Annotated in this window: 27 protein-coding genes; all 27 read left to right on the forward strand. The window is 59.6% G+C overall.

Going from position 1 to position 22230, the window contains the following annotated elements; all coding sequences use genetic code 11:
- The first annotated feature begins 157 nt into the window (after positions 1–157).
- Positions 158–655 (forward strand): hypothetical protein, encoded by a 498-nt coding sequence (locus WDZ78_RS01965; protein WP_425672170.1) that lies wholly within the window; start codon positions 158–160, stop codon positions 653–655.
- Positions 652–897 (forward strand): hypothetical protein, encoded by a 246-nt coding sequence (locus WDZ78_RS01970; RefSeq protein WP_425672171.1) that lies wholly within the window; start codon positions 652–654, stop codon positions 895–897. Before WDZ78_RS01965 ends, WDZ78_RS01970 begins: the two co-directional genes overlap by 4 nt.
- Positions 897–2282, forward strand: coding sequence for an SAM-dependent methyltransferase (locus WDZ78_RS01975; protein WP_425672172.1), 1386 nt, complete (start codon positions 897–899; stop codon positions 2280–2282). Before WDZ78_RS01970 ends, WDZ78_RS01975 begins: the two co-directional genes overlap by 1 nt.
- Positions 2279–3025 carry a hypothetical protein gene (locus tag WDZ78_RS01980; protein ID WP_425672173.1) on the forward strand — a complete coding sequence of 249 codons (747 nt, stop codon included), beginning with the start codon at positions 2279–2281 and terminating at the stop codon, positions 3023–3025. The genes WDZ78_RS01975 and WDZ78_RS01980 overlap by 4 nt, the downstream gene beginning before the upstream one ends.
- Positions 3022–3657 (forward strand): DUF4031 domain-containing protein, encoded by a 636-nt coding sequence (locus WDZ78_RS01985; protein ID WP_425672174.1) that lies wholly within the window; start codon positions 3022–3024, stop codon positions 3655–3657. The genes WDZ78_RS01980 and WDZ78_RS01985 overlap by 4 nt, the downstream gene beginning before the upstream one ends.
- A complete protein-coding gene (locus WDZ78_RS01990; RefSeq protein WP_425672175.1) occupies positions 3654–4295 on the forward strand; it encodes a hypothetical protein in 642 nt (213 codons plus the stop codon). Before WDZ78_RS01985 ends, WDZ78_RS01990 begins: the two co-directional genes overlap by 4 nt.
- On the forward strand, positions 4292–4585 hold the full coding sequence (locus tag WDZ78_RS01995) for a hypothetical protein (RefSeq protein ID WP_425672176.1): 294 nt from the start codon (positions 4292–4294) through the stop codon (positions 4583–4585). Before WDZ78_RS01990 ends, WDZ78_RS01995 begins: the two co-directional genes overlap by 4 nt.
- On the forward strand, positions 4585–5853 hold the full coding sequence (locus WDZ78_RS02000; RefSeq protein ID WP_425672177.1) for a helix-turn-helix domain-containing protein: 1269 nt from the start codon (positions 4585–4587) through the stop codon (positions 5851–5853). Before WDZ78_RS01995 ends, WDZ78_RS02000 begins: the two co-directional genes overlap by 1 nt.
- Entirely contained in the window at positions 5843–6529 is a 687-nt protein-coding gene (nusG, locus tag WDZ78_RS02005) for a transcription termination/antitermination protein NusG (protein WP_425672178.1), read from the forward strand. The genes WDZ78_RS02000 and nusG overlap by 11 nt, the downstream gene beginning before the upstream one ends.
- Before the next feature lie 243 nt (positions 6530–6772).
- Positions 6773–7342 carry a hypothetical protein gene (locus tag WDZ78_RS02010; protein ID WP_425672179.1) on the forward strand — a complete coding sequence of 190 codons (570 nt, stop codon included), beginning with the start codon at positions 6773–6775 and terminating at the stop codon, positions 7340–7342.
- A gap of 177 nt (positions 7343–7519) precedes the next feature.
- Positions 7520–8125 (forward strand): hypothetical protein, encoded by a 606-nt coding sequence (locus tag WDZ78_RS02015; protein ID WP_425672180.1) that lies wholly within the window; start codon positions 7520–7522, stop codon positions 8123–8125.
- A 17-nt stretch (positions 8126–8142) separates the two neighbouring features.
- Positions 8143–10257 (forward strand): phage terminase large subunit family protein, encoded by a 2115-nt coding sequence (locus WDZ78_RS02020; protein WP_425672181.1) that lies wholly within the window; start codon positions 8143–8145, stop codon positions 10255–10257.
- Positions 10258–10337: 80 nt separating this feature from the next.
- Positions 10338–11909, forward strand: coding sequence for a phage portal protein (locus tag WDZ78_RS02025; RefSeq protein WP_425672182.1), 1572 nt, complete (start codon positions 10338–10340; stop codon positions 11907–11909).
- Positions 11909–12166 carry a hypothetical protein gene (locus WDZ78_RS02030; RefSeq protein WP_425672183.1) on the forward strand — a complete coding sequence of 86 codons (258 nt, stop codon included), beginning with the start codon at positions 11909–11911 and terminating at the stop codon, positions 12164–12166. The genes WDZ78_RS02025 and WDZ78_RS02030 overlap by 1 nt, the downstream gene beginning before the upstream one ends.
- Before the next feature lie 11 nt (positions 12167–12177).
- Positions 12178–13221 (forward strand): head maturation protease, ClpP-related, encoded by a 1044-nt coding sequence (locus tag WDZ78_RS02035; RefSeq protein ID WP_425672184.1) that lies wholly within the window; start codon positions 12178–12180, stop codon positions 13219–13221.
- A gap of 53 nt (positions 13222–13274) precedes the next feature.
- Positions 13275–13712: a head decoration protein gene (locus WDZ78_RS02040; RefSeq protein ID WP_425672185.1), complete on the forward strand. Its 438-nt coding sequence runs from the start codon at positions 13275–13277 to the stop codon at positions 13710–13712.
- Positions 13713–13801: 89 nt separating this feature from the next.
- On the forward strand, positions 13802–14854 hold the full coding sequence (locus WDZ78_RS02045; RefSeq protein ID WP_425672186.1) for a major capsid protein: 1053 nt from the start codon (positions 13802–13804) through the stop codon (positions 14852–14854).
- Positions 14855–14912: 58 nt separating this feature from the next.
- A complete protein-coding gene (locus WDZ78_RS02050; RefSeq protein ID WP_425672187.1) occupies positions 14913–15296 on the forward strand; it encodes a hypothetical protein in 384 nt (127 codons plus the stop codon).
- Positions 15297–15310: 14 nt separating this feature from the next.
- Positions 15311–16063, forward strand: a complete 753-nt coding sequence (locus WDZ78_RS02055) for a hypothetical protein (RefSeq protein ID WP_425672188.1) — start codon at positions 15311–15313, stop codon at positions 16061–16063.
- Positions 16060–16620 (forward strand): phage baseplate assembly protein V, encoded by a 561-nt coding sequence (locus tag WDZ78_RS02060; protein WP_425672189.1) that lies wholly within the window; start codon positions 16060–16062, stop codon positions 16618–16620. The genes WDZ78_RS02055 and WDZ78_RS02060 overlap by 4 nt, the downstream gene beginning before the upstream one ends.
- A 9-nt stretch (positions 16621–16629) precedes the next feature.
- A complete protein-coding gene (locus WDZ78_RS02065; RefSeq protein ID WP_425672190.1) occupies positions 16630–16830 on the forward strand; it encodes a hypothetical protein in 201 nt (66 codons plus the stop codon).
- Positions 16781–17164, forward strand: a complete 384-nt coding sequence (locus tag WDZ78_RS02070) for a GPW/gp25 family protein (RefSeq protein ID WP_425672191.1) — start codon at positions 16781–16783, stop codon at positions 17162–17164. The genes WDZ78_RS02065 and WDZ78_RS02070 overlap by 50 nt, the downstream gene beginning before the upstream one ends.
- Positions 17161–18114: a baseplate J/gp47 family protein gene (locus tag WDZ78_RS02075; RefSeq protein ID WP_425672192.1), complete on the forward strand. Its 954-nt coding sequence runs from the start codon at positions 17161–17163 to the stop codon at positions 18112–18114. The genes WDZ78_RS02070 and WDZ78_RS02075 overlap by 4 nt, the downstream gene beginning before the upstream one ends.
- Complete coding sequence (locus tag WDZ78_RS02080) at positions 18111–18776, forward strand: phage tail protein I (protein WP_425672193.1); 666 nt, start codon at positions 18111–18113, stop codon at positions 18774–18776. The genes WDZ78_RS02075 and WDZ78_RS02080 overlap by 4 nt, the downstream gene beginning before the upstream one ends.
- A 12-nt stretch (positions 18777–18788) precedes the next feature.
- A complete protein-coding gene (locus WDZ78_RS02085) occupies positions 18789–21053 on the forward strand; it encodes a hypothetical protein (protein WP_425672194.1) in 2265 nt (754 codons plus the stop codon).
- 9 nt (positions 21054–21062) lie between these two features.
- Entirely contained in the window at positions 21063–21236 is a 174-nt protein-coding gene (locus WDZ78_RS02090) for a hypothetical protein (protein ID WP_170985408.1), read from the forward strand.
- A 61-nt stretch (positions 21237–21297) separates the two neighbouring features.
- Positions 21298–22230 carry a hypothetical protein gene (locus tag WDZ78_RS02095; RefSeq protein ID WP_425672195.1) on the forward strand — a complete coding sequence of 311 codons (933 nt, stop codon included), beginning with the start codon at positions 21298–21300 and terminating at the stop codon, positions 22228–22230.

The raw sequence follows: 22230 nt of genomic DNA on the forward strand, positions 1-22230 counted from the left end.
CGCCGGTGCACTTTCCTTCTTCTCGCCCGGCGCGGGTAACTCTCGTTTTGCATGTGGGCCTCCGTAGTTTCCTGACGCCCTGAAACTGTCACCTCCAATCAATTCCCACCACGGGAAAAACGCCGGGATTTTCCCGGCGCGGGAAAGGTATTGTCTCATGATTTCAAACGCATGGTTTCACCGTATCAAAGCCGCGCAACGTGACCTTATCCGCCTCGTGGGCGGCATCGAGCGTGCGGCGGACGTTTCCTCGATTTCGAAAAGCCATATCGGGCGCATGAACAACGCGACCGACCCGGAATTGATGCCGCTGCACGCCGTTTATGCGCTGGAAAGCGAATGCGGCGTGCCGGTTGTCACCTCTGCCATGGCGGAGCTTAACGGGCGGCGGCTGTCGGATTCGGAGGGCGAGCGCGCCGCCGAACAATGCGTCGTCGTCACCTATTCCGAAATGGTCCGCAAGGCTGGCGATTTGATCTCCGGCGGTGCGGTTGCGATTGCGGACATGGTGGTGACGCCAACCGAAGCCACGAAAATGGACCGTGATGCGGCGGAACTGGAAGCGGGCTTGGCGGCGTTTCGCAAAGCGCTCGCCAGCGTGAAAGCCAATGGCGGTCACAAGGTCGGGCTTAGCGTCGTCGGGGGTGCGGAATGAAGCGCCTTACCGACCCGGCCATCACCGAACTGATGAAGCGCCCCTTGTCCGATAGTGCAAGGGGCTTTTTGCGCGAGGTGAAATTCCAGCGCGGCACGCTGGAGCTTTACACACCCGTTCGGCGACGGCTCGCCGAAGAGTGCCGCCACTGCGGCTACGTCCATATCACCGCCGATGGTGAGACCGCCAAGCTGACCGGCTTGGGACAGGCGTATCTTGATCGTTTGATGAGGGCGCACTGATGGCCCCTTACAAGCAAGTGAAACTCCCGAAGCCCGGCCCAAGCGCCCTTGTCGTCATCACCGCCGCCGTTCGCGACGGCATGGTGACGGTCGAATCGCAACAGCAGAGCATTGCGGCAAACAAGTCAGTCAGTAACGGTTACCTGTCACGGGACAAGAAGAACGGGAAAACCTATTACCCGACCGACCGCGCCCGCGAAATGCTTGCCATGCTGGAAGGCATTGCGGAGCCGGGCGACATGCCGGAACGCGAAACGGAAACCGCCGTGGTGCCGGTCGCGGATGCGTCCGGTCTGGTCGCCACAGTGGAACGAGCGCGGGCGCTGCTGGATGATGGCGATGTCATCAACGCCCGCATTGTTGCGTCGGTCGCCTATAATCAGGCCAAAACCGCCGCGCAATTCGCCGAACAAATCGGCGCAACCGAAAAGCTGGTCGCCAAGGCGCGGCGCATGCAGGCCGACGCGCTCTTGATCGAAGCCCGTGCGAAAATCTTGATTGCCGACAAATGGGACGAGGCGCAGGCGGCTGGCGAAGCAGCCACGCGAGGCAGGCCGAAAAACCTTCCCGATGGAAAGGTTTTTTCTGTCGATGATGCCGGACTTTCTTATAAGGAAATTCACGATGCCCGCAAACTCGCAGCGGCGGAGCATCGCGAACCCGGTATTGTCGAACGGGCCATTGAGGCGCGTCTTGCCGCCGGATTGGAACCGACAAAAGCCAATCTTCGCGCAGCGGTCGGCACAGCGAGCGCCACGAAAGAAGAACGCGGCGCAAACCTTTATGAAACTCCGCCGGAGGCGATGTTTACGCTGCTGGCGCTGGAAGAATTCACAGCATGCGTGCTGGAACCAGCCTGCGGGCGCGGCGCGATCTCGCGCATGCTCGAAGCGTATCACTACGCCGTGGTGCTGGCCGATATCAACGATTACGGCACGGCGGACAGCAACGGCGAATTGCAGGCGGTGCAGGACTTCTTGGCCTCGCAACCGCCGGAAGCCGGCTCATACGATATCGTCACCAACCCGCCTTACGGCGACGTGCTGAACGCTTTCGTGGCCCATGCCCTGCGGGTCTACCAGCCGCACAAAATGGCGCTTTTGCTCAATCTGAATTTCCTTGCCGGTTTCGCGGATGACGACCGGAATTTCGTCATGGACGATTGCCCGCCCGCGCGCGTCTACGTCTTCAAGCGCCGCCTACCGATGATGCACCGTGACGGATGGGAGGGCAATAAAGCCTCCAGCCGCATGAACACGGCGTGGTTTGTTTGGGAGCGAAACGAGGACGGCAGCTACGGCAACGCCACCATCGTTCGCCGCGTGGACTGGAAGGAATTTCAGCCTCAGGAAGCTGCCGCCTCGGCGGAAAGCGAGGCGGCATGACGGTTTCCTTTCAGAAAACACATTTCAAAGTCGCAAAGCCGCTCAAGGTTCTGATCGGGTGTGAAACGTCCGGCGTTGTTCGTCGGGCCTTTGAAGCTCTCGGCCATGATGTTTGGTCTTGTGACCTGTTGCCTGCTGACGATGGCAGTAATCGGCATATCATCTGTGATGTCCGCGATCTCCTGAATGAAGGGTGGGACTTGCTGGCGGTGATGCACCCGCCCTGTACCCGGCTTTGTAATTCGGGTGTGCGGTGGCTGAAAGAGCCGCCAACAAACGCACCGAATGAAGCAATGGACGCGGAACGTGCCGCGTGGGCGCTGCTTTCCCGCGATGAAAAGCTGGCGATCATGTGGCGGCTCCTGGATGAAGGGGCTGCTTTGTTCTCCGATTGCTGGAATGCACCGATACAGCGCATCGCCGTCGAAAATCCCGTGATGCATCGCTATGCCAAAATGCGAATCCGCAACTATCACAAAGCGGCGCAGACCGTGCAGCCGTGGCATTTTGGCGATCCTTCCTTCAAGGCGACTTCGTTCTATTTGCGCGGTTTACCGCCGCTGGTGGCAACGAACCGGCTTGTTCCGCCAAAGGTGGGGACAGACGAGCATAAGCGCTGGTCTATCGTGCATCGCGCTCCTCCGGGTGCTGACAGGTGGAAAATTCGGTCGCAAACCCATCCGGGTATTGCCGATGCGGCGGCGTTGCAATGGGGCGGTTATGCCCTCGGAGACGCTGCATGAGCGTTTACGTCGACGACATGCGCGCTCCTTTCGGCAACATGGTGATGTGCCACATGTGGGCGGATTCGGATGACGAACTGCTTGCCATGGCGGACCGCATTCGCGTCCAGCGGAAGTGGATTCAGGGCCATCCGGTTCTCTCTTTCGGCTCGCACCGCAACGCCAGTTGGGTTCATTTCGATATCGCCCTCTCGAAGCGCGCGCTTGCGGTCAAACTCGGGGCAATCGAAACAGACCGGTTCGGCCCGGCAATTCACACGGCGAAGCTTCGGCTTGCGGCGGCGATCTCCGCCGGGAACGAGGAAGCAATCCGGGCGGCACGCGAACGCCTTGCATCCTATGAGGCCATTCGCGTCCGTCACCACGGCGCGCAGGCACGTCAAGTTGCTCTTCGCGAGGGTGACTTTACCGGGTTGGCCGACCGGCTTTGCGCGGAGCCGCTGTTTCACCGTTTCCTCGAAATGCGGGACAAGACGCGCGCGATTTACAACGAAGGCCATGCCGACACGGTGCTTAAGAGCCTGATCGGCATCGCCAGCAAAACACAACTCAACACGGACGAACGGGCGCAATCGGTTTTCATCGAGCTGCGGACGGATTTCGACGTGTGGAAAAAGAGGGTTTCCGTGTGAGCGACCGCATCTTTCCAGAAGTTCCGATTTCCTACGGCGACAAGTCCACGAAGGCCATGCAGATCGCCTGCGCTTGCTGCGGCGCTGTCGCCTATTTCCCGCATCAAACCGGGGTCAATCGCAAGCCGCCAATCGCGGCAACTCAACATTTCCAGAACAAGGGATGGGTGGTCGGCAACAATCCGCGCAAGGATTTTTGCCCGCACCACGCCAGCCCTGCCAAGCGTAAAGGACAGAAAGCCATGGCGGACACCGCAGCGACGATTGCAGATAAGCCCCGCGAAATGAGCCGCGAGGACCGGCGCATCATCAATGACAAGCTGGATGAGGTTTACGCCAAGGACGCCTACAAATCCCCCTGGACGGATGCCGCCGTGGCGAAAGATTTGGGCGTGCCGCGCGATTGGGTGGCGCAGGTGCGCGAACAGTTCTTCGGCCCGGCAGGTTCGAACCCGCTTTATGACGAGTTCCTGAAAGAGACGGCGCAGGTGGAGGTTGCGTTCCGCGCCTGCGAGGAAGCGACCGCCCGCGCCGAAAAGGCTGCTGCCGAGCAGCGGCGGGCGCAGGGCGATCTTTGCAAGGCGATGGACAGCTACCGCGTTCTGGCGCGCAAGGTGGAGCGGGAAATCAGCCGATGACCGAACTCATGCCTATTGTTGAACTTCTGGCAGACTGCCAGACGGATGCGGCGCGCGCGGACTGGCTTTTGCGCGCGCCGCAGGGTGTCATTTATCGCGACCATACCGACATTCGGCGGGTTTTGCAGGCAGCGCATTTCTCGCTCGGCGTGAACGCGTTGGACGTGGAATTTGCGGCCATCAACGCCACGCGCCTGCCGGACGGCGGGTTGCCGCATACGGTCGTTCTCGGGGTGCACGCCGTGCGCTCTTTCCTGCGCGACGTGGTGCGGAAAGGCGGTGTGCGGTGATGGAACCAGATCACGGCGCAACGTCGCGTGCATGGTCTTGGCGGCACGCGGTTGCCAAATCCGGCCTGCCACCTATTACGCGCCTTGTGCTGCATACGCTTGGCCTAAAAATGGATGCGACCGGCGGTTCCTGCTACCCGCCAATTTCGGACCTTGTGGACCTGACGGGCCTCGACAAGAAAACCGTCATGAAACACCTCGAAATCGCCGAACAGAGCGGCTGGATCGTTGTGACGCAACACGGTTTTCGCGGCCAGAAATGGAAGCGGAACGAATACGTGGCGCGCTGGCCGGGCCGCGACCTTTCCGGCAATGCAGCCGGTATCGAAGACAATGAAGGCGGTGGAAATCCTCCACCACGTTCCAATGATACCGCGACCCGTCAAGGTGGTGGAGCAGCTCCACCACGTTCCGCCGAAAAGGTGGTGGAAATGGTTCCCGAAGGTGGTGGAAATGACGACCGGAAGGTGGTGGAGGAGTTCCACCAAGATAAGATTCTTCCAGATACTCTTCCAAACAACTCTCCCTCCGCTGACGCGGAAGAGGGCGTTTTGAAAAAGGTTGATCGAAAGAAGATTGAGCACGCTTTCACGCTCTGGTTTGCGACGTGGAAAAAGGGCGATGTGGTGTATGCCCGCAATGCATGGTTCGCGCTTTCGCCAGAAGATCGGATCGAATGCGTAGAGCGGACGCCAGCTTATCTCCGTTGGGCCAAGCCTTCCGAACTGATGGCCGCAGCGGTCTATCTCAAGAACCGCCACTGGCGTGACCTGCCGGAACATGCTCTTGCGGAGCATGTACAGACGCGGGGCATAGCAAAGGTTTGCGGTAAGCTCTGGATGGGAACGCGGCTTGAGGCATTGTCAAAAGAGCCGACCGGCCCGCTGCACCTGACCACCTTCGACGAAACCCGCATCGCCAAGGGCATGATTTCCCGCGAACAGCTTGTGCACGAAAAGCGCCGTGACAACGGTTGGCTGGTCGTCAGCGCCATGCGGGACCATGCCCGGCGCAGGGAACCTTACACCACTTCGCTCGCGCTTCTCCCCTTCGTGCAGGACTTCCGGCAGGTGCACCGCGACAGCGATGTGTTTGCAGCGTGGAAGCGCCTGCATGAGCGCAATGGCTGGCCCTTCATCGAGCATGCGCCCGAATGGGTCTATCTCCCGGCTGTCGATGACGGGACTGACGATCTCGAAGCGGCTGTTGATGCCGCGCTTTCCAATTTCCTTATCTCCATCAACGAGGGACGCTCCAATGATGCATAACGTGAAGATTTATGCCGCCAGCAAGCCGGTCAACCCGGAGATTTATGACCTAACGCGCTTTGCGTCTCTGTTCGACCAGATGCAGAACAAGAAGCGACTGACCGTCACCATGCTTTCAATGGCGGCGGAGAATCAGCCGGGCAAGCACGAATGGTTCGTGGTTGAGACGAAGCACAAAGCTGAAAAAGCTGTTGAAGACGCTCTCGGCAAAGCCGGGGTCAATGTTTTTTTGCCCATGGAGAATTGCGGTAAACAGGTCGTTCGCGGTCGCGTCATCCACGATCTGATGCGGCCTATGATGCCCGGTTATGTGCTGGTCAACATGGTTTACTCGCCCGCAGCAGTCTGCGGTATTGCGCGGCTGGAAGGTGTCGCGGGCTTCGTCGGCGGCATGATTGAGCCGCATCGTGTATCAGACGAGGAAATGAATCGATTCAAGCTCTTCGGTACTCAAGAGATTGATCTTGATTTGGAGCACTGCAAGAGCTTCCGACGTGGTGACAGGGTCTGCTTTGGCAGCGGACCGTTCGCCGGTTTCAGTGGTCACGTCGCCAAACTCCGCAAGGACAAGGTGGTTGACGGGGAGCGTATCGCGACCGGGGCCATTGTGTCGGTAGAGATGTTTGGCGCGGTAACACCTATCGAAACCTCTCTTGCATTGCTCGAAAAGTTGTGACTATGCATAGCACAGGATGATCTGCTGATCCTGTGCAAGCGCGCCGGTCTCGACCGGCGAGTGGAGTTAAAACCTCCCACGCGGGTATGCCGGGTAGACCCTGCCTTGACCCTCTCGCCAGAGAGGCCGATTCAAGGCCAGTGCGACAGCTATATCCAAAGGCGGACTTGAGCGAAGGCGACCCTAACTCGGTCGCCTTTTTCGTTGGCATAGGGTGTAGGCAACTTCCGGGATAATCTGACGATGGCTGTTCTGTCCGTGAAATGGGCCGATAGAAACCTCGCCAAGTACGGCAAGCGCCTTCAGACGCTGAATGCGCAATTCCCGAAAGTCTTGCCTCGCATCGTCAACCAGGTGGGCAACCGCTCGAAAACGGTTGTCATCCGTGAGCTGACGAAACAGACCGGCTTGCCACGGCAGGTTATCGTCAAGGCGATTGGCAATCCTGCGGCAGCTCGGCCCGGTCGGTACATCTACGATATGACGACGCGGGGCGGAAACATCCGTCTCAAGTATCTTCGGCCGAAGGAAACCCCGTCTGGTGTGGTGGCAAGGCCATTCGGCAAGGCAACGCTTTACCCCGGTACTTTCATGCGGGGCGGGCTGTTCCCGGATCGCAAAGAGGTTCCCGCGTTCAACGGCCATGTCTTCTACCGGCTGAATTCGTCGGGCAGCAAGATCACCTTTGCCCGGTCGGGTGTCTTCATTCCGGTGGAGATGTTATCGGGCGCGACGGCCGCCGCCTTCCATCGGATCGCCGCTCCGTTGCTTGATCAACGCGTTTCGGCGGTGCTTGATAAGCTGGTCCCCTGACCCCCTTCGACCCTGCCCCCTTTGAGGGGCGGCACCCCCACCCCCCCATTTAGGGACCGTTTTCGAAGAAAATCGACCATACGGGACTGGGGTACTGCGGGATTTCACTAGTTGCACTTTCGAAAAGCGGTACACGCATACACGCACGATGCACGCACGCTTGCACGGATGGATTTGATGGACGAAGACTGGATTTCCATCACCGAAGCGGCGGCGCGATTGACGCAATCCGGCGACAAGGTGGATCGTTCGACGCTCTCACGCTACCTCAAGCAGCACGCGGAAGCGTTGCCGCTGCGCGAAGACGGAAAGTCGAACAAGGTTGATTACATCGCCTTGGTCGAACATCGATCCGGCAACATTCGCATCCGTTCCGCTCCGGCCGGATCGCTCTTCAGCAGCGTGGCCAGCCCGGCACCATCCTCGGGCGGCGTCCAAAATCGCAACAAAACGCAGGCCGATGGCAACGCTCGTAAAGCGCTCGCCGACGCCGAGCTGAAGGAAATGGACCTCGCCAAGCGACGGGGCGAACTCACCAATGTTGATGAGGTCGATCAGGCCGGCCGCGATGCAGTTGCCTTGATGCAAAGCGCATTCGAACGCGCCATCGAGCCAGAAGCCGCAACGCTATCTCTCAAGTTCGGCTGGGACGAACGAACCGTTCGCCTCGCCCTGAAGGGCTTCGCCAAACTCGGTCTGGCGACCTTCAATGAGCAGGTGACAAAGCAGCTTGAAGCGCTGAAGCGCCAAGCCGAGGGCGGTGAACTCGTTCAGCAAGAGTAATCAAGGCGGGCTTAACAGTGACCATTCACGATGCGCGCGCACGATTTCCAGAGCTTACCCATGGCGCATTGGTCCTGTTTCGCGGGATGGCCGCCGCCAGCCGGCCAACCGAAGACCTGACGATCAGCGAATTTTCCGACGCTTATCGCAAGGTGTCGCCGGAATCGGGTTCGCCGTGGCCGGGTGACTTCCTGACGGACCGCGTTCCATATCTTCGCGAGCCGCAAGATTGCCTGCATCCGGATCATCCGGCGCGGCGCGTCACATGCCGCTGGGCCGCCCAGCTCGGCAAATCGACCGCAATTGAAAACTGGTTCTGCTTCATCGTGGATCAAGCGCCCGGCTCGATGATGATCGTGCTGCCGACGCTGGAAGAAGCGACGAAGTTCAACCGCATCAAATTGCAGCCGACAATCGAGGTATCGCCCCGCATCGCTCATAAGGTGATGCCGGTTAACAGCCGCGACGAACAAGGCAGCACGTCCGCGTTCAAGCGCTATGCCGGTGGCTTCTGCCAGATCGTCAATGCAGGTTCTTCCAAGGGCTTGCAGATGGTGTCCATCAAGTATCTGGCGATGGACGAAGTCACGGGCTACCCGGCCGATGTTGACGGTCGCGGCAGTCCCCGCGGTCAGGCGCGAGCGCGTCAGAAGATGTACGGCGATCTTGCCAAGGAATGGCAAGGGTCAACACCTGGCATCGCTGGCGAATGCGCCATTACCGAAGATTTCGAGGCAGGCGACCAGCGTTACCGCTACATGCCCTGTCCGCATTGCGGCACCTATCAGGCGCTCGAATTCGATCAGATGCGCGGTCCGGATGCGGAACGCGGCCTGCCGGTCCACATGCGTTGCGTCAGATGTAACGAACCTATCCTTGATGGCCACAAGCGCCAGATGGAAGAACAGGCGCACTGGATCGCGCGGCGTGTTCAGGAGGATGAAAATCCCGTGCCGTTCGCGATAGCGCCGGCCGATCTGCCGAAATGGCAATGCCCTCCGCTAGAGGGCAGGTGCCGAGACTGGCAACCGAGCTATCACCTTTGGGCGGCTTATGCGCCGCGCGAAAAGTGGTCTGAAATCTGGAAGCGCTGGAAAGACGCCGAAGGCAACACCACAAAGCTGAAGACGTTCTATCAGCAGGATTTGGCGTTGCCATACGATCCGGGCGGCGAGGAAATCGATCACGAAAAGATCGTCCAGGCGGCCCGCGACGAGGCCATACCGAACAACGTCATACCCGAATGGGCGGCTTTGCTGGTCTCGGCGGCTGACGTTCAAGGCTACGGCATCAAGTGGGGTGTCTACGCCATCGGCCCGCGCGGGCAACATTGCCTTATCGACCGCGAGGTTTTCGAGGGATCGCCCGACAAGTCGGACGAACCTTGGATCAAGCTTTCAGACGCGCTCTCGCGGACCTATGTCACGGCGAGCGGTAATGAAAAGAGTATCGACATTTCCGGTGTCGATACCGGTTGGGCAACGGATCGCGTTTACCGGTTCTGCGCCGGCCGGCCGAATGTGCTTGCCCTCGACGGTCGCGAACCCATCGGCCTGCCATGGCTCGGAACGCCGAAAAAGAAGGATATCAAGGACCATCGCAACCGCGTGATTGCGAAAGTTCTGCTTTATCCGGTCGGCCTCTACGATGTGAAAACTGCCGTTACCGCCGCTCTCGCCAACTTGGTGCAAGGCGTCGGCGAGGATAAACAGTGGCCACGGGGCACCATCCATTTTGCCGCCAACCTTTGCGACAGTGAATTCGCTCAGGAGCTGACGGCCGAACGGCTGGTCGATGAGGCCGAAGAGGCGCGAACCAGCCTCAAGCGCAGCTCTAAAAAGCTGGTCAGTCCAAAGGCTGGGCGCAAATGGAAAAAGATCAACGGTCGCCAGAACGACTGGTTTGACGTGACTGTTTACGCCTACGCGCTGGCTTGGCACCTCGAAAACAAGCGCCGGCTGACAACGGACCGCTGGGCCGATTTGCTCCGTGATCTTCACGGCACACCGGAACAGATAAACGACTTGTTCGACCTGGCCGATGAAAGCCCCTTCAGCAAGCAAAAACCGAAACCAGCGCCAGCAACCGGCAAAAAGCCGCGTCAGCGCAAACGTTGGGGGTCATACTCTTGAGTGAAAAACCTCGCCATCGCGTCAAGGCGAATTCGGTTCGGGTATCAGCCCCGGCCCCAAGCAAGCCGCTGGCGCGAAAGATGACTGCGCGGTATCTGCGCGGCGACACGGCAGGAACCCTTGCCATGCGCCGCGCCGTCACGCGCGATGCCCGGCTCGATGTTCGCGAGTCGGCCGAACGCGCCTCGGCTCTTGCCTTCGACTTCATGCAGAACAGCGGCTGGATATCGGGCGCGGTTGAACAGATCATCACCGATACCATCGGCGACGAACTCAAACTCAATCTGCGCTCCCAGCTCGAAGCTTTTGGCTACACCAAAAAGCAGGCCTCGGCGTGGTGCCGCAAGGTTGAACGGGCTTGGCGGCACTTTGCGTGGAACCCCAAGGAATGCGATCTCGCCGGCAAGGCGACGATTGCGGATATGGCGGAAGCGCTTCTGCGAAGCTTCCTTGCCACGGGTGAAGGCTTTGCCGTTCTCGATCAATTGCCGTTGGATGTGCAACGCCGCCTCGGCCTAAATATCGGCCTGAAGGTTTCGGTTCTCGCCTCGCATCGTTGCCCCCGCACGACCAACGAAAGCGAGGGGCTTGATCAGGGCGTCTACCATGACGAACACAATAGGGCGATTGGCTACAAGTTCCGTGTCCGCAAAAACGGCATCGAGTCCGATCGGACTATCGACGGGGCTGACGTTGTCCATGTCATGGACCGCGCCGCCAACCTCAACAGCCCGCGCGGGATTTCGGTCATTGCGCCGGCGCTGAAGGTCATCGCACAATCCGACCAGCTTGCGGATGCAACGCTGGCCACGGCGCTGATGCAAACCATCTTCGCCGCGACGATCAACAGCCCCGAACCCAGTGAGACGGCTTTCGATGCCATCCGGACGCTTGCCGATATGGAGCCGCCCGAAGGTTATGAGGGCGATTGGGGCGAATTCATCGGCGGCCTGCAGGAAGACTTGATGGATGTTTGGGGCAATCGCATTGATGCCCTGAAGAACAAGGGCATTTCGATGTCCGAGTCTGGACGCATCAATCATCTTGGACCGGGCGAAACTTTCCAGATGCACACAGCGGCAACGCCGGGTGCTCAATATCTGCCGTTCTTCCAAAGTCTCCTGAAGGAAATCGCCCGCTGCCTCGGCATTACATACGAGGCGCTGGCGATGGATCATTCCAACGCCTCGTATTCGTCCGTTCGCATGGCCGTAGCCACCATCTGGCCCATCGTCATGCGCCGGCGCTCGCGGATCGTTGCCCCATTCCTTCAGGGTGTTTTCGAGCGCTGGCTTGATGAGATGATCTTTCGCAAGGTCATTCCATTCAAGGGCGGATATGCGGCCTTCAGCCGGGACCGCGAAAGCGTTTACCAGTCTGAATGGAGCGGACCGGCTGCGCCATCTGCCGATGACTACAAAGCGGCTCTTGCCGTCAAGATTCGTCTGGAAACTGGAATTTCCACATTTCACGACGAATGCGCTCAGGCCGGCAAAAACGGCGAGGAACAGATCGAACAGCTCGGCATCGAAAAGAAGATGTTTGAAGCCGCAGGCGTTCCCCATCCGTTTGGCCGCTCGCAAGGCGGGGGCGGCGGGCCGCTTGGGGCCGCTGCTGTCGGCAACCGTGATCCAGCAAAGGACGCCGCTTGATGGCTGATAGTGACGATCCCGTGAATATCGATTGGTGCGCGCGCGCAGCCAAACTGCGCCGCGTCGAGGAAGCGTTGCTGACCGGCGAAATGATGACGGAAGGCCGGTTCGGCGAAGACATGATGCGCTATTCCACCGCCTCGCTCGACCAGGTGCAGCGCGCTTTGAATGAAGCCCTCCGCAATTGCCAGATTGCGCGCGGCGAGAAACCCAAAATTCGGCGGCACGCTATCAGCGGTCGTTTCCGGCCCTACTGAGGTAATCCCAAATGGCTGCAATTCTTGAAGACGGAAAGCTTCGGCTTTCCGGCTATGTCGGCGAGTATTACTACGATGACGGTTTTACCGCCGCTGATGTGATCGTTGCGCTCTCTCAGATCGACAGCGAGTCCGACCTCGATGTTCATCTGAATTCGGGCGGCGGCGTTGCGACGGAAGGCGCTGCAATCCATGCGCTCTTGTCGGCTCGCCCTGGCATCACGAACATTGTTATCGAAGGCATTGCCGCGTCGGCCGCTTCGCTGATCGCTATGGCCGGCGCAACCGTCACCATGGCGGCCGGCTCCGTGATGATGATCCATGATCCGAGCGGCTTCACCTTCGGAAACTCCAGCGAACACAGCAAGACAATCGAAGCGCTAGAAGCGCTGGCAACATCCTATGCCCGCGTCTACGCGGCAAAGTCCGGGCAGAGCGTCGAAGACTGCCGCGAAATCATGAAGGCGGAACGCTGGTTCACGCCGGATCAAGCGGTTGCCGAAGGCTTCGCCGATGCGACGGCCACCGACAAGGCAAAGCCGGTTGCCGCCTTCGATTACAGCCTGTTTGCGCACGCGCCCAAAAAACTGGTTGCGCTGGCGAAGACAAAAAAATGGTCGATGGCATCCAGCCATCCGCCGAAGACCCAACCGCCAAACCCTCCAAAGGAAATTATCATGACCGATAAAGAGCGCGCCGAGCAGCTTGAAACGGAACTCAATGGCCTGAAAGAACAGGTCGCAAGGCTGACGGCATCCGCAAGCGATGCAGTCAAAGAAGACCGCGAACGCCGCGCCGCCATCATGGCGCTGGATGAAGCCGAGGGCCGCGAGGCGCTTGCCGAGCATCTGTTCAACGCCGGCAACACTGTTGAGGCCGCCAAGGCTACACTTTCTGTCGCGCCTAAAGCGGACGCCGGCGAGGAAGAATACCAGCCTCCGCGCCGCATGATGAATGCGGAGAACCTCAACCGCGAGCAGAACGGCAAGCCGAAGGCAAAGGGCGGTCTGTCCGCTCGCATGGATGCCCGCGCCGCCAAGATGAAACAGAGCTGATCGGCTCCGCGCGCCACCCCTGAAACTCCAATTCCTTTCGAAAGGAAAGAACCATGGGCACTTTGCCTGTCATGAAATTCCAGCAGACCCCCGGCATGTCCACGCTGCTGAAGAAGGAAGTAGATCCTGAAATCTCACGCGCCGTTGGCACGCTGCTCGGCGGCACTGGCGGCGCTGCCCGCCTGGTCAAGCTCGGCCAGCTCGTCGGCAGGATTGCCGGTACCGAGCAAGCGCCGGCCGGCGACAAGCTCGGCAAGCTGGTCGCGTGGGACCCGGCCGCGACGGACGGTAGCCAGATCGTTCATGGCGTCTGCCTGAAAGACTGCGAAGCGCCAAACGGCGTGGACCGCGTTGATGGTCTGCTTTATTCCCGTCGCTTCTCTGTTCTCAGCCGTGCCAACATCGTCTGGCCCGCTGGCGTCACTGCCGAACAGCAGGCCGCCGCCATCGCAGATATCGAAGACCGCCTCGGCCTGATCCTGCGCGCCTGATCCACCCTTTCCAACAATAGCCGGCCTTTCAACCTGCGCGCGCGGGACGCGATGTCCTGCGCTTTTTTCTTCACAAGGAACAATCGGCAATGCCTGAAATCTTGCTGCCTTACTCCAACGTTGAACTCACTGACGAGGTCAACAAACTGCCGAATACCTTCGGCCTCCTGAACGCCCTCAACATCGCGCCAAGCGAGCCGAAGCGTTCGCGCATGGTTCGCATCGACTTCCGCGAAGGCCAGATCGTGGTTCTTTCTCATCAGGAACCGGGTGCACCTGGTGAGGTTGCCGGCGATGATGACCAGAACGGCATCATCATTGCGATCCCTCATTTCACCCACTTTGAAAACATCCTTGTCGGCGATATCGACGGCATGCTCGAAGTCGTCAACGGCGAGATTACCGAGCGCTCGCTCGACGCCGAACTTGAACGCAAGCTTGTCATCATCCGCAAGAACCACGCGATTACCCGCGAGTTTCTGCGGCTAGGCATGCTCCGCGGCGAGATCAAGGACGGCAAGCTTCGCACGCTCTACAATCTTTACGACACGTTCGGCGTCGAAAAGAAGGAAGTCGATTTCGCGCTTGGCACGGCCGCTACGGATGTTCGCTCCAAGTGCGAAGAGGCCAGCGACCACATCATCAGCAATGCCAAGGGCGAAACGGTCGGCGCGGTGGAAGCCGTGGTCGATACGAAGTTCTTCTCGAAGCTGATTTCGCACTCCAAGGTCGAAAAGTTCTGGCTTCAGGCGCAGAACGCATCCGCGCAGACGAACCTTGAACGTCAGCGCCTCGGCGGCAATTGGGGCCGCGTCTTCGAATTCGGCGACATTCTGTTCCGCGAGTACAAGGGCGGTCTGCCGGTCAAGTCGAATGACGGCGCTATTTCGACGCTCAAGAATGTGGACGACAACAGCGGTACGGCCTACCCGACCGGTACGCAGTCCATGTTCCGCACCTATGACGGCCCGGCCTATCACATCGACCGCGTCAACCAGGCGCCAACGGAAGAAGAAGACGGCTCGATATTCATCTCGACAAAGGTTCTCGATCACGGAACCGGCCTCGAAATGAAATCGCAGTCCAACATGCTTGCCATCTGCAAGCAGCCTGACTGCCTGGTGCAGCTCAAGACCAACTAATTATCAGCAAAAGCCCGGTCGCCAGCTCGGCGGCCGGGCGCATTCTATGGGGACCGTCATGCCGATTGCTTCTTCTTTTCAGGCCGCGCGTGACGCGGTTGTGTCCGGAGTCGACCAAAGGTTTGCGGAGCGCATTCGTCTGTCGCCCATGAAAAACGAGAAAGCCGATCCGGACCGGCCGCAAGTCGTCATTATGGCGGTTCTGCGGACTGGCGACGAAACGGCCGGGCCTCTCGATGTCAGCGGCGGCCGCTCCCTGCACTCGCGGATCGCGGTGGGAAAGGCGGCTCTCTACATCGACCGCACCGAATACCCCGATATCGTCCTTCGCAAGAAAGACAAGCTGCGCGCCTTGGAGCGCCCCGGCGAACCCGTCTTTGAAGTTTCCACGGTCGATGACCGAAATCACACCCGGTTGATTGCCGGGCTTAATCAAGCCTGACGCTGGTAGGTCCCATGTCCCTTGTCCGTATTGCCCTCCGCATCTGCGCCGTTCAAGCTTTCAAGGGCCGCACTCTCGTTGGCGACAATGTTCTCGATAGCGAGATTGGGGCTTTGGAAACCAGCTCTGCCGGCGAACTGAAAACCCCGCAGGAAAAGCAATTCGTTTCGGTCTATACCGACGACAGCAAACAGGTGAGCGGCCTTCAATTGCGCTCCCTGATCGCCAGCGGCGAAATCGATCTCGTTTTTGAAGCCGGCGTTGCTTCGCCGCACCTGATGACCGATCCGCTTACGGATGAGAAGGTCATCATGAATGGCCTTCCTGCGGCCGACGCCAACTTCGAATTTTATCTCGATATGACGCTTCGCCAGATTGCGGATGCGCTGGCTGATCCGGACAATGAATGGGCTGCGATCTTCAACAGCCTGATTTTGAGGGTTGAGAAATGCCAGCGCGCGCGTATCAGCGGCGACACGAACGGCGTTCGCTTGGCGGCCCATCAGATGAAAATGACTGTCGCCGCCATTGCTGAGCCGGTCGCAGGCCAGCCCCTGAAGCCGGGAACGCCGATGGCCGCATTCTTCGCCAAATGCGAAAGCGACCTGGTGCACCGCGAGCCGGACATGGAAAAAAAGATCGCGCTCATGAAAGCGCAGATCGCCGGCAATGATGAAGAGCTGGCGGCGGCGATGCGGCGCTATGGCATGACACACAGCGAAGCCGACGCGATGCTGTTGACGCTTCCGGATGGGGGTGCGCCATGAAAGGTGATGACTGGCTAGTCCACCATATCGAGGAACTGAATTATCGGATTGCCGATATCGAGCGCCGCGAGCGCAACCGTCGCCGCAAGGGCAAGATTGCCGAAATCAGCGACGACAAAAGCAAGTATCGCGTCGAGCTGTCCCGGCAGGGTGAGGAACCCTACCTGACGCCATGGATCAAGGCGCGCACGCTGGCTGGCGGTGGCGTCAAGGTCGATGTGCTTTACAGCATCGGCGAGCAAGTGGACGTGGTGTCAGAAAGCGGCGATCTCGCAGACGCGCAGATCGATTTCTCGACCTATAGCGACGAGAACGCGCGCGAAAACAGCGACACGCCGTTTCACATCAAGATCGGCGACACCGTCATCGAGGCGACAGGTGGGCTTGTGAAAGTCACCGCCGCCAAGGTCATCGTGCAATCCGATAACGTGCAGCTCGGCGGCGACGGCGGCAAGCAGGTCGCGCGGATCGGCGACAAGGTCCACGTCGCAAGCGGTTCGTCTGCCGGCATGTGGCCCATTGTCGAAGGCTCGGAAAAAGTCTTCGCGATAGACTGAGGAACCCCCATGAAAAATTACACGGTTCGTACCGGCTGCGAGATTGCCGGGCGCTGGCGTGATGCCGGCGAACCCATCCAACTGTCTGCCGATCAGGCACGCGAGCTTGCGCCGCCCTTCGGCGATGTCGTTTCGCTAATCGATGAAAAGGGGAAAGAGGATGCCAAGCTCAACCGGCGTCAACGCCGTAACCGGCGCACCCCTGACTGATTGGGATCATACCCGGCAGTCAATCGCCAAAATCCTCAACACGCCAATCGGCGCACGCGTCATGCGGCGCGATTTCGGCTCAGAGCTGCCGAACCTGGTCGATGCCAAGATGACGCGCCGCAACGTGCTGGCGCTCTATTCCTCGGCCGCAACAGCAATCCAGAAATGGGAGCCGCGTTTCCGGATGCGGTTCGGAAAAGTCAGCCGCGCCGACGCCGGCGGCGCAATCTCGCTGGAAATCTTCGGCGTCTATTATCCTCTCGGCCATCGCGGCGATTATTCCATTGCGGAAGATGAAAGCGTGCGGGTCGTCATAGCGGGCAGATCATCATGACACTTGCTGTTTACGCGCCAGCCGCCATCGACGTTTCGCGCCTGCCGGCTCCGGATGCCATCGAGGCGCTGGATTTCGAAACGCTCTATTCGGCCTTCAAGGTCCGGTTTCTGGAATTCTGGAACCAGATGCGCGCCATCAACCCGGCCTTGCCGGTTTATGACGTGCAGAGCCTTGAAACCGATCCTGCCGGCATTGTCGGCGAAGCGTGGTCCTATCTGCGCCTGATGGATCGCCAGCGCGTCAACGATGCTTTCCGGTCGCTGCTGGCCGCCTATGCCAAGGGCAGCAATCTTGAGGCCATCGCGGCCGGCCGCAACATCGTCCGCTTGGTTGTCGCGCCTGCCACGCCCAGCTCGGCCGCCATCATGGAAGGCGACGACGCCTTGCTTCGCCGCTATCTTCTGTCTTTCGATTTGCCGGCTGCTGGTTCGGCTGGCCGCTATCTCTTCGATGCATGGACGGCGTGGCCGCAATCTGCGGACAGGTCGCTGGGGCTTTGGGATGCGCGGGTGAATGGTCGGGCCGTCCACGGCCGGCGCGGTGATACGGATGTTGTCATAGCCGGTCCGATGGGCAGGCTTCCGACAGATGCCGAGCTGGCCGTTGTCCGGGCTGCTGTCACACATCCGCACCGCGCGCCGGAAGCCGTCGCTATTTCGGTCATGGCGGCCGGCCGCACCGAATATGCGGTTTCGCTTTCGCTGGAAATCGTGGCCGCTCGCGCCAGCGCCGGCATCATCAAGGCCGAAGCGGAAAAGCGCATCATCGCGGCGGCAACCTCCCGCATCCTTATTGGCGGGGAAATCCCGCCAGCCCTGCTTTCGGGTGCTGCCTTCGGTGATGGCGTGATCCGGGTGCGCGATCTCGCTCCGGTCATCATCGAACCGGACCCGTACAAGGTGCCGGTCATGACCAGCCTTGATGTTCAAATCGAGGTGCGGGTATGAGCGATGTAGGCGTCTTGCTTCCGCCATCGTCAGAGGAATTCGAAAAGGCGCTTGCCGCCGCAATGTCGGATGACTTGCCGATCCCCTACACCGTGCTGATGGACCCATACCGGACGCCGGCGCGGTTCCTGCCTTGGCTTGCCGTGCATCATTCAGTCGATCTCTGGTTTGACGATTGGACCGAAGAGCGAAAGCGGGAAATGATCGCGCAATGCGCCGGCGTGTCCACGCTCTTCCCGGCGTCACCTTTGGCGGCGCTGAAGGGCACCCTTGCCGGGTTGAAGCGCTATCTTGCTTTTGTCGATGCGGTCATCGTGGATCGTATCGCACATCCAAACCGGTTCACCTTCGGGCGGGCGGTCATTGGCCGAACGCCAATCGCGCATCAGCCATTCGTCGCGCACTACCTGGTGCGTGTCACGCTGACGGCTCCGAAGAACCGTTTTCAGATCGGCCGCAGCGCCTTCGGTCGCGCCGCTATGACCACGGTTGACCTTGAACCCATCCGCCGCGCCAAGCGCGCCATGACGACCGCCAAGACGCCGGAAACACTTTACTCGGTTTCCTTCGCATGGCGGCGCGGCATCACCTTTAACGACAACATCTTCATCGACGGAAGCCATGCCATCGGCGGTTACATGGATCGCAAGCGGCTGGATTAAGGAAAAAGAGACATGCAACGCACTTCCTTTGCAGACGCCGAAATCGCAGATTATGCGGACTTTGACGCTATCGGTCAGCAGGCGCAGAACGCGATGGACGAACTCTGGCAGGATGCCATCGGCTATCCCGCCCATTGGGCCGCCTTCACGGTCGCGCGCAAATCGGCGCAGGAAATTACGGTCTCTGCCGGCCGGTATGTTGCTGGCAAGATCGTTTACGCGCACGAAGCGCCGGCCGATGTGAACTTGCAGCTTCATATTCCGGTCGCCGCCTCTGACCAGCGCTGGGTTGCCGTTCTGCTTCGCGGCAGGGAAATCACGGAAACCGCCACGCGACCTTTCGAAACGTCCGATGATCCCGAAACCAGTGTCATCGTCAACCGCACCACGCCGAAGACTATCAGGCGTATGGTTGACCTGATCGTGCAGCCGGGCGAAGCAAACCCGGTTCCGGTCAAGCCGGTGGTGGATTCCACGGATGCCTGCATCGCGCTCGTCCTGTTGACGTCTTCTGGCATCGACGCCATCGAGCCGGGCAACAGTGACCGCGTCAAAACCCTCTATGAAGTTGAGGGCCGCGTGACGGCGCTGGAGGTCGATCTCGATGGCCTGTTCATGCGGACCGAGACGATTGAAACGCAGATCGTCAATATTCAGGGCAAGCTTACCGAAATCCCACGTCGCGAGGTCATCCGGCAGATGCAGCGCGATATTGGTGCTGCCCGGCTGAAGGTCGATCTTCCAGACGAGGCGCGCGCCTATGTCTTCGATGACGGCCTTATCCCTGACCGCTGGGACATGACGCATGTTGACTGGCTGGCGCGCATTGAAGAGGGCGTCCGGTTCGGCTTTGCTGCCGAAGCGCAAGCCCGTCTCGAAGTGCAGGCCGAAGACGATCCGAAGATTGCTTTTCGTGGTCGCCGCATGGTGCCGGCCTTTGACGAGGTGACGCGCATTGCAAACACGTCGCTGGATGGCACGCTGAACATTTCGCAGTTGGTGCATACGGAAGTGACGGCTATCCGCAAAGAGGCATCGCGGGTTCGCGTTACCTACGGTCCAACGATGGGCGCATGCGAGAATGCGGCGGGCTGGTCGGGTCTCGGCGGGGATGCCAGGGTGGGGCAGATGTTGAGCGTCAACGGCGAGCTTTTCGAAGTCGTCTATGTTGGCGTCAACAATGGTCCCGGCCACCAGACTTACGGCGTCCGGCAGGTTCGATATGAAGCGTACAGCGAACCCTATTGGGAATATGTGACGGAAGAGGTGGGGCTTAACGGCTCCATCTATGGCCAGTCGTTCCTTGTTGCGCAGCCCATGCAGGTGACCAGCCTTGACCTGTCGTTTGCCCGCGTCGGTGCTGATGGTGATGTCCATGTCTTCATCGTGGAAACCACGCCCGGCGGCATGCCACGTTTCGATGCGGTGCTGGCGCAGGGAAAACTGGACCATGCCAATCTTGTAGTCGGCTGGAACCGGGTCGAATTGCCCATCACGCTGCTGGAAAGCGGCAAGCGTTATGCCTTCGTCACGGTGACGACCGGCGCGCATGCGTTGCATGTCTCCGCCGCGAACAAGTACACAGGCGGAACGCAGTTCCTGACGACAGACGGCGCGTTTGCGCAGGGATCGACAGAAACGGATATCTGCTTCCGGCTGAATGCCGCCCGCTATCGCAGCCCTCGCACGGTCATTCCCATGCAGGCTCTGAACCTTGCGGACGGCATGACGCAAATCGACATGCTGTTTGCAGGTTGGGTTCCGGGCGGTTGTACGCTCGGTTGGGAAATCCGGCCTTCCGGCTCGAACGTCTGGACTGAGCTGGATGACGGCGACCCGGCAACAAATCCGCTTGTCGGGCTTCCAGCGTCGGTGGAATTGCGCATGGTCATGATGGGCACGGCCGATTTGCAGCCGATGATCCAGCTTGATCAAAAGGCGATTTCCCGCGTTGCCCGCAATCGCAACACTATGCGAGCGGTGACGAAGAGTTTTCCATTCGGCTTTTCGACCACAAGCATCCAGACGCAATACACGCTGGATAGCTTCGATCCCGACCGCCACACCTTCACCCCGGCCATCATGGTTGGAAACACGGTGGTCAATCCGAACACGACTGAAATCACGGTCGATCCGCAGCGGCCTTCGCGACGGACCTATCTTTCCACCTACACGCTCGGCGCAGCGGCCAATGCCGCTCGCATGCGCCCAGCCGCCACCACCAACAATGTTGCCTCCGTGCCGTTCGTGCAGGACGCCTTCATTGCCGCACTCTAAGGGGTTCTCATGGCTTTCCAGATCAACGCTGAAAAATCCTATCAGGTGAAACTCGCGCGCCCCGTTAAACTCGGGGCGTTCACATACAAGCCGCTCAATGAAATCGAAATGCTTGGCAAGGTCGTTGCCGATATCATCGAGCAGGAAGGTGATGAGGTGCTGGACTATGCCAGAGAGGTCTGACGGCTATCAGCTTCCATCCTATCCCAAAACCCTGATTGATCGGCCCTTGTGGAACAGCACGATGGCCGATCTTCACTTGCGGCTACTTGCCCGCGAAGAACTTGAGGCGTCGTTCGAAAGTCTGATGTCGCAAGGCATTCAGGCGTCGCTCGATTACATTCAGGTCACCGTTGCCCCCGCATTGGCAAGCCTGCAGCAATCGATTTCGCTGGCGCAGGACCAGATTGACCAGATCATCATCGGCGGTAAAGCGCCCGACACCCTCAAATTTGGCGGGCAACTGCCAGCCTACTACGCGACCGCGCAAGGCTTGCAGGATGTCCAAGCGAGCCTTGCGAACTATCTGCTCAAAGACCAGCGAAACGCGCCGGAAGGGGTTGCGCCGCTTGGGCTGGATAGCAAGGTGCCGCTTGAAAACCTGCCGACGATGACAACGACCGCCACCGTCGGCGCGGCTGTCGCGGGGGCAAATGGCCTCGCAACACCCGATGATGGTGACACCTTCGCGGGTGTGAAGTCCGGCACATCCACCATGTTCAGAACGACTTGGGGGAACATCAAGACGCTGCTGACAACGCTTTTCGATAGTCGATATCTGAAGTTTGTCGGCGGCATCATCGATGGAACGCTATCGATAAGAAGTGGCGCGCCAACGGTGAACCTCATTGACAGTGACGGCCCGGTCTCGCGCGCACTGCACCACAATGCCGGCAACATCGGGTTCCTGAAGCCGGACAATAGTTGGGGGTTGTATCTAAGTGAGGGCGGGGCCGTGTGGTCGTTCGGTTACGGGTGGCTTCACGACAGATTTGCTCAATCGGGTGCGGAGTGCCAGCACAACTCCGGCGTCGTGGAATTCAGCGGTTTCGATACTGGCATCACGGACAGCATCGGGCAGGCGTCAAACCCCTACGTTGTGATTGGTCTGAGGCGTGGAAACGTAGGGCAAGGCAATGCTTCCTACCTCCGCTGCGTTGCCCTTAGAAACAGGTGA

Origin of the sequence: Agrobacterium sp. M50-1, assembly GCF_049843495.1 — a bacterium.
GTDB lineage: Bacteria > Pseudomonadota > Alphaproteobacteria > Rhizobiales > Rhizobiaceae > Agrobacterium > Agrobacterium radiobacter.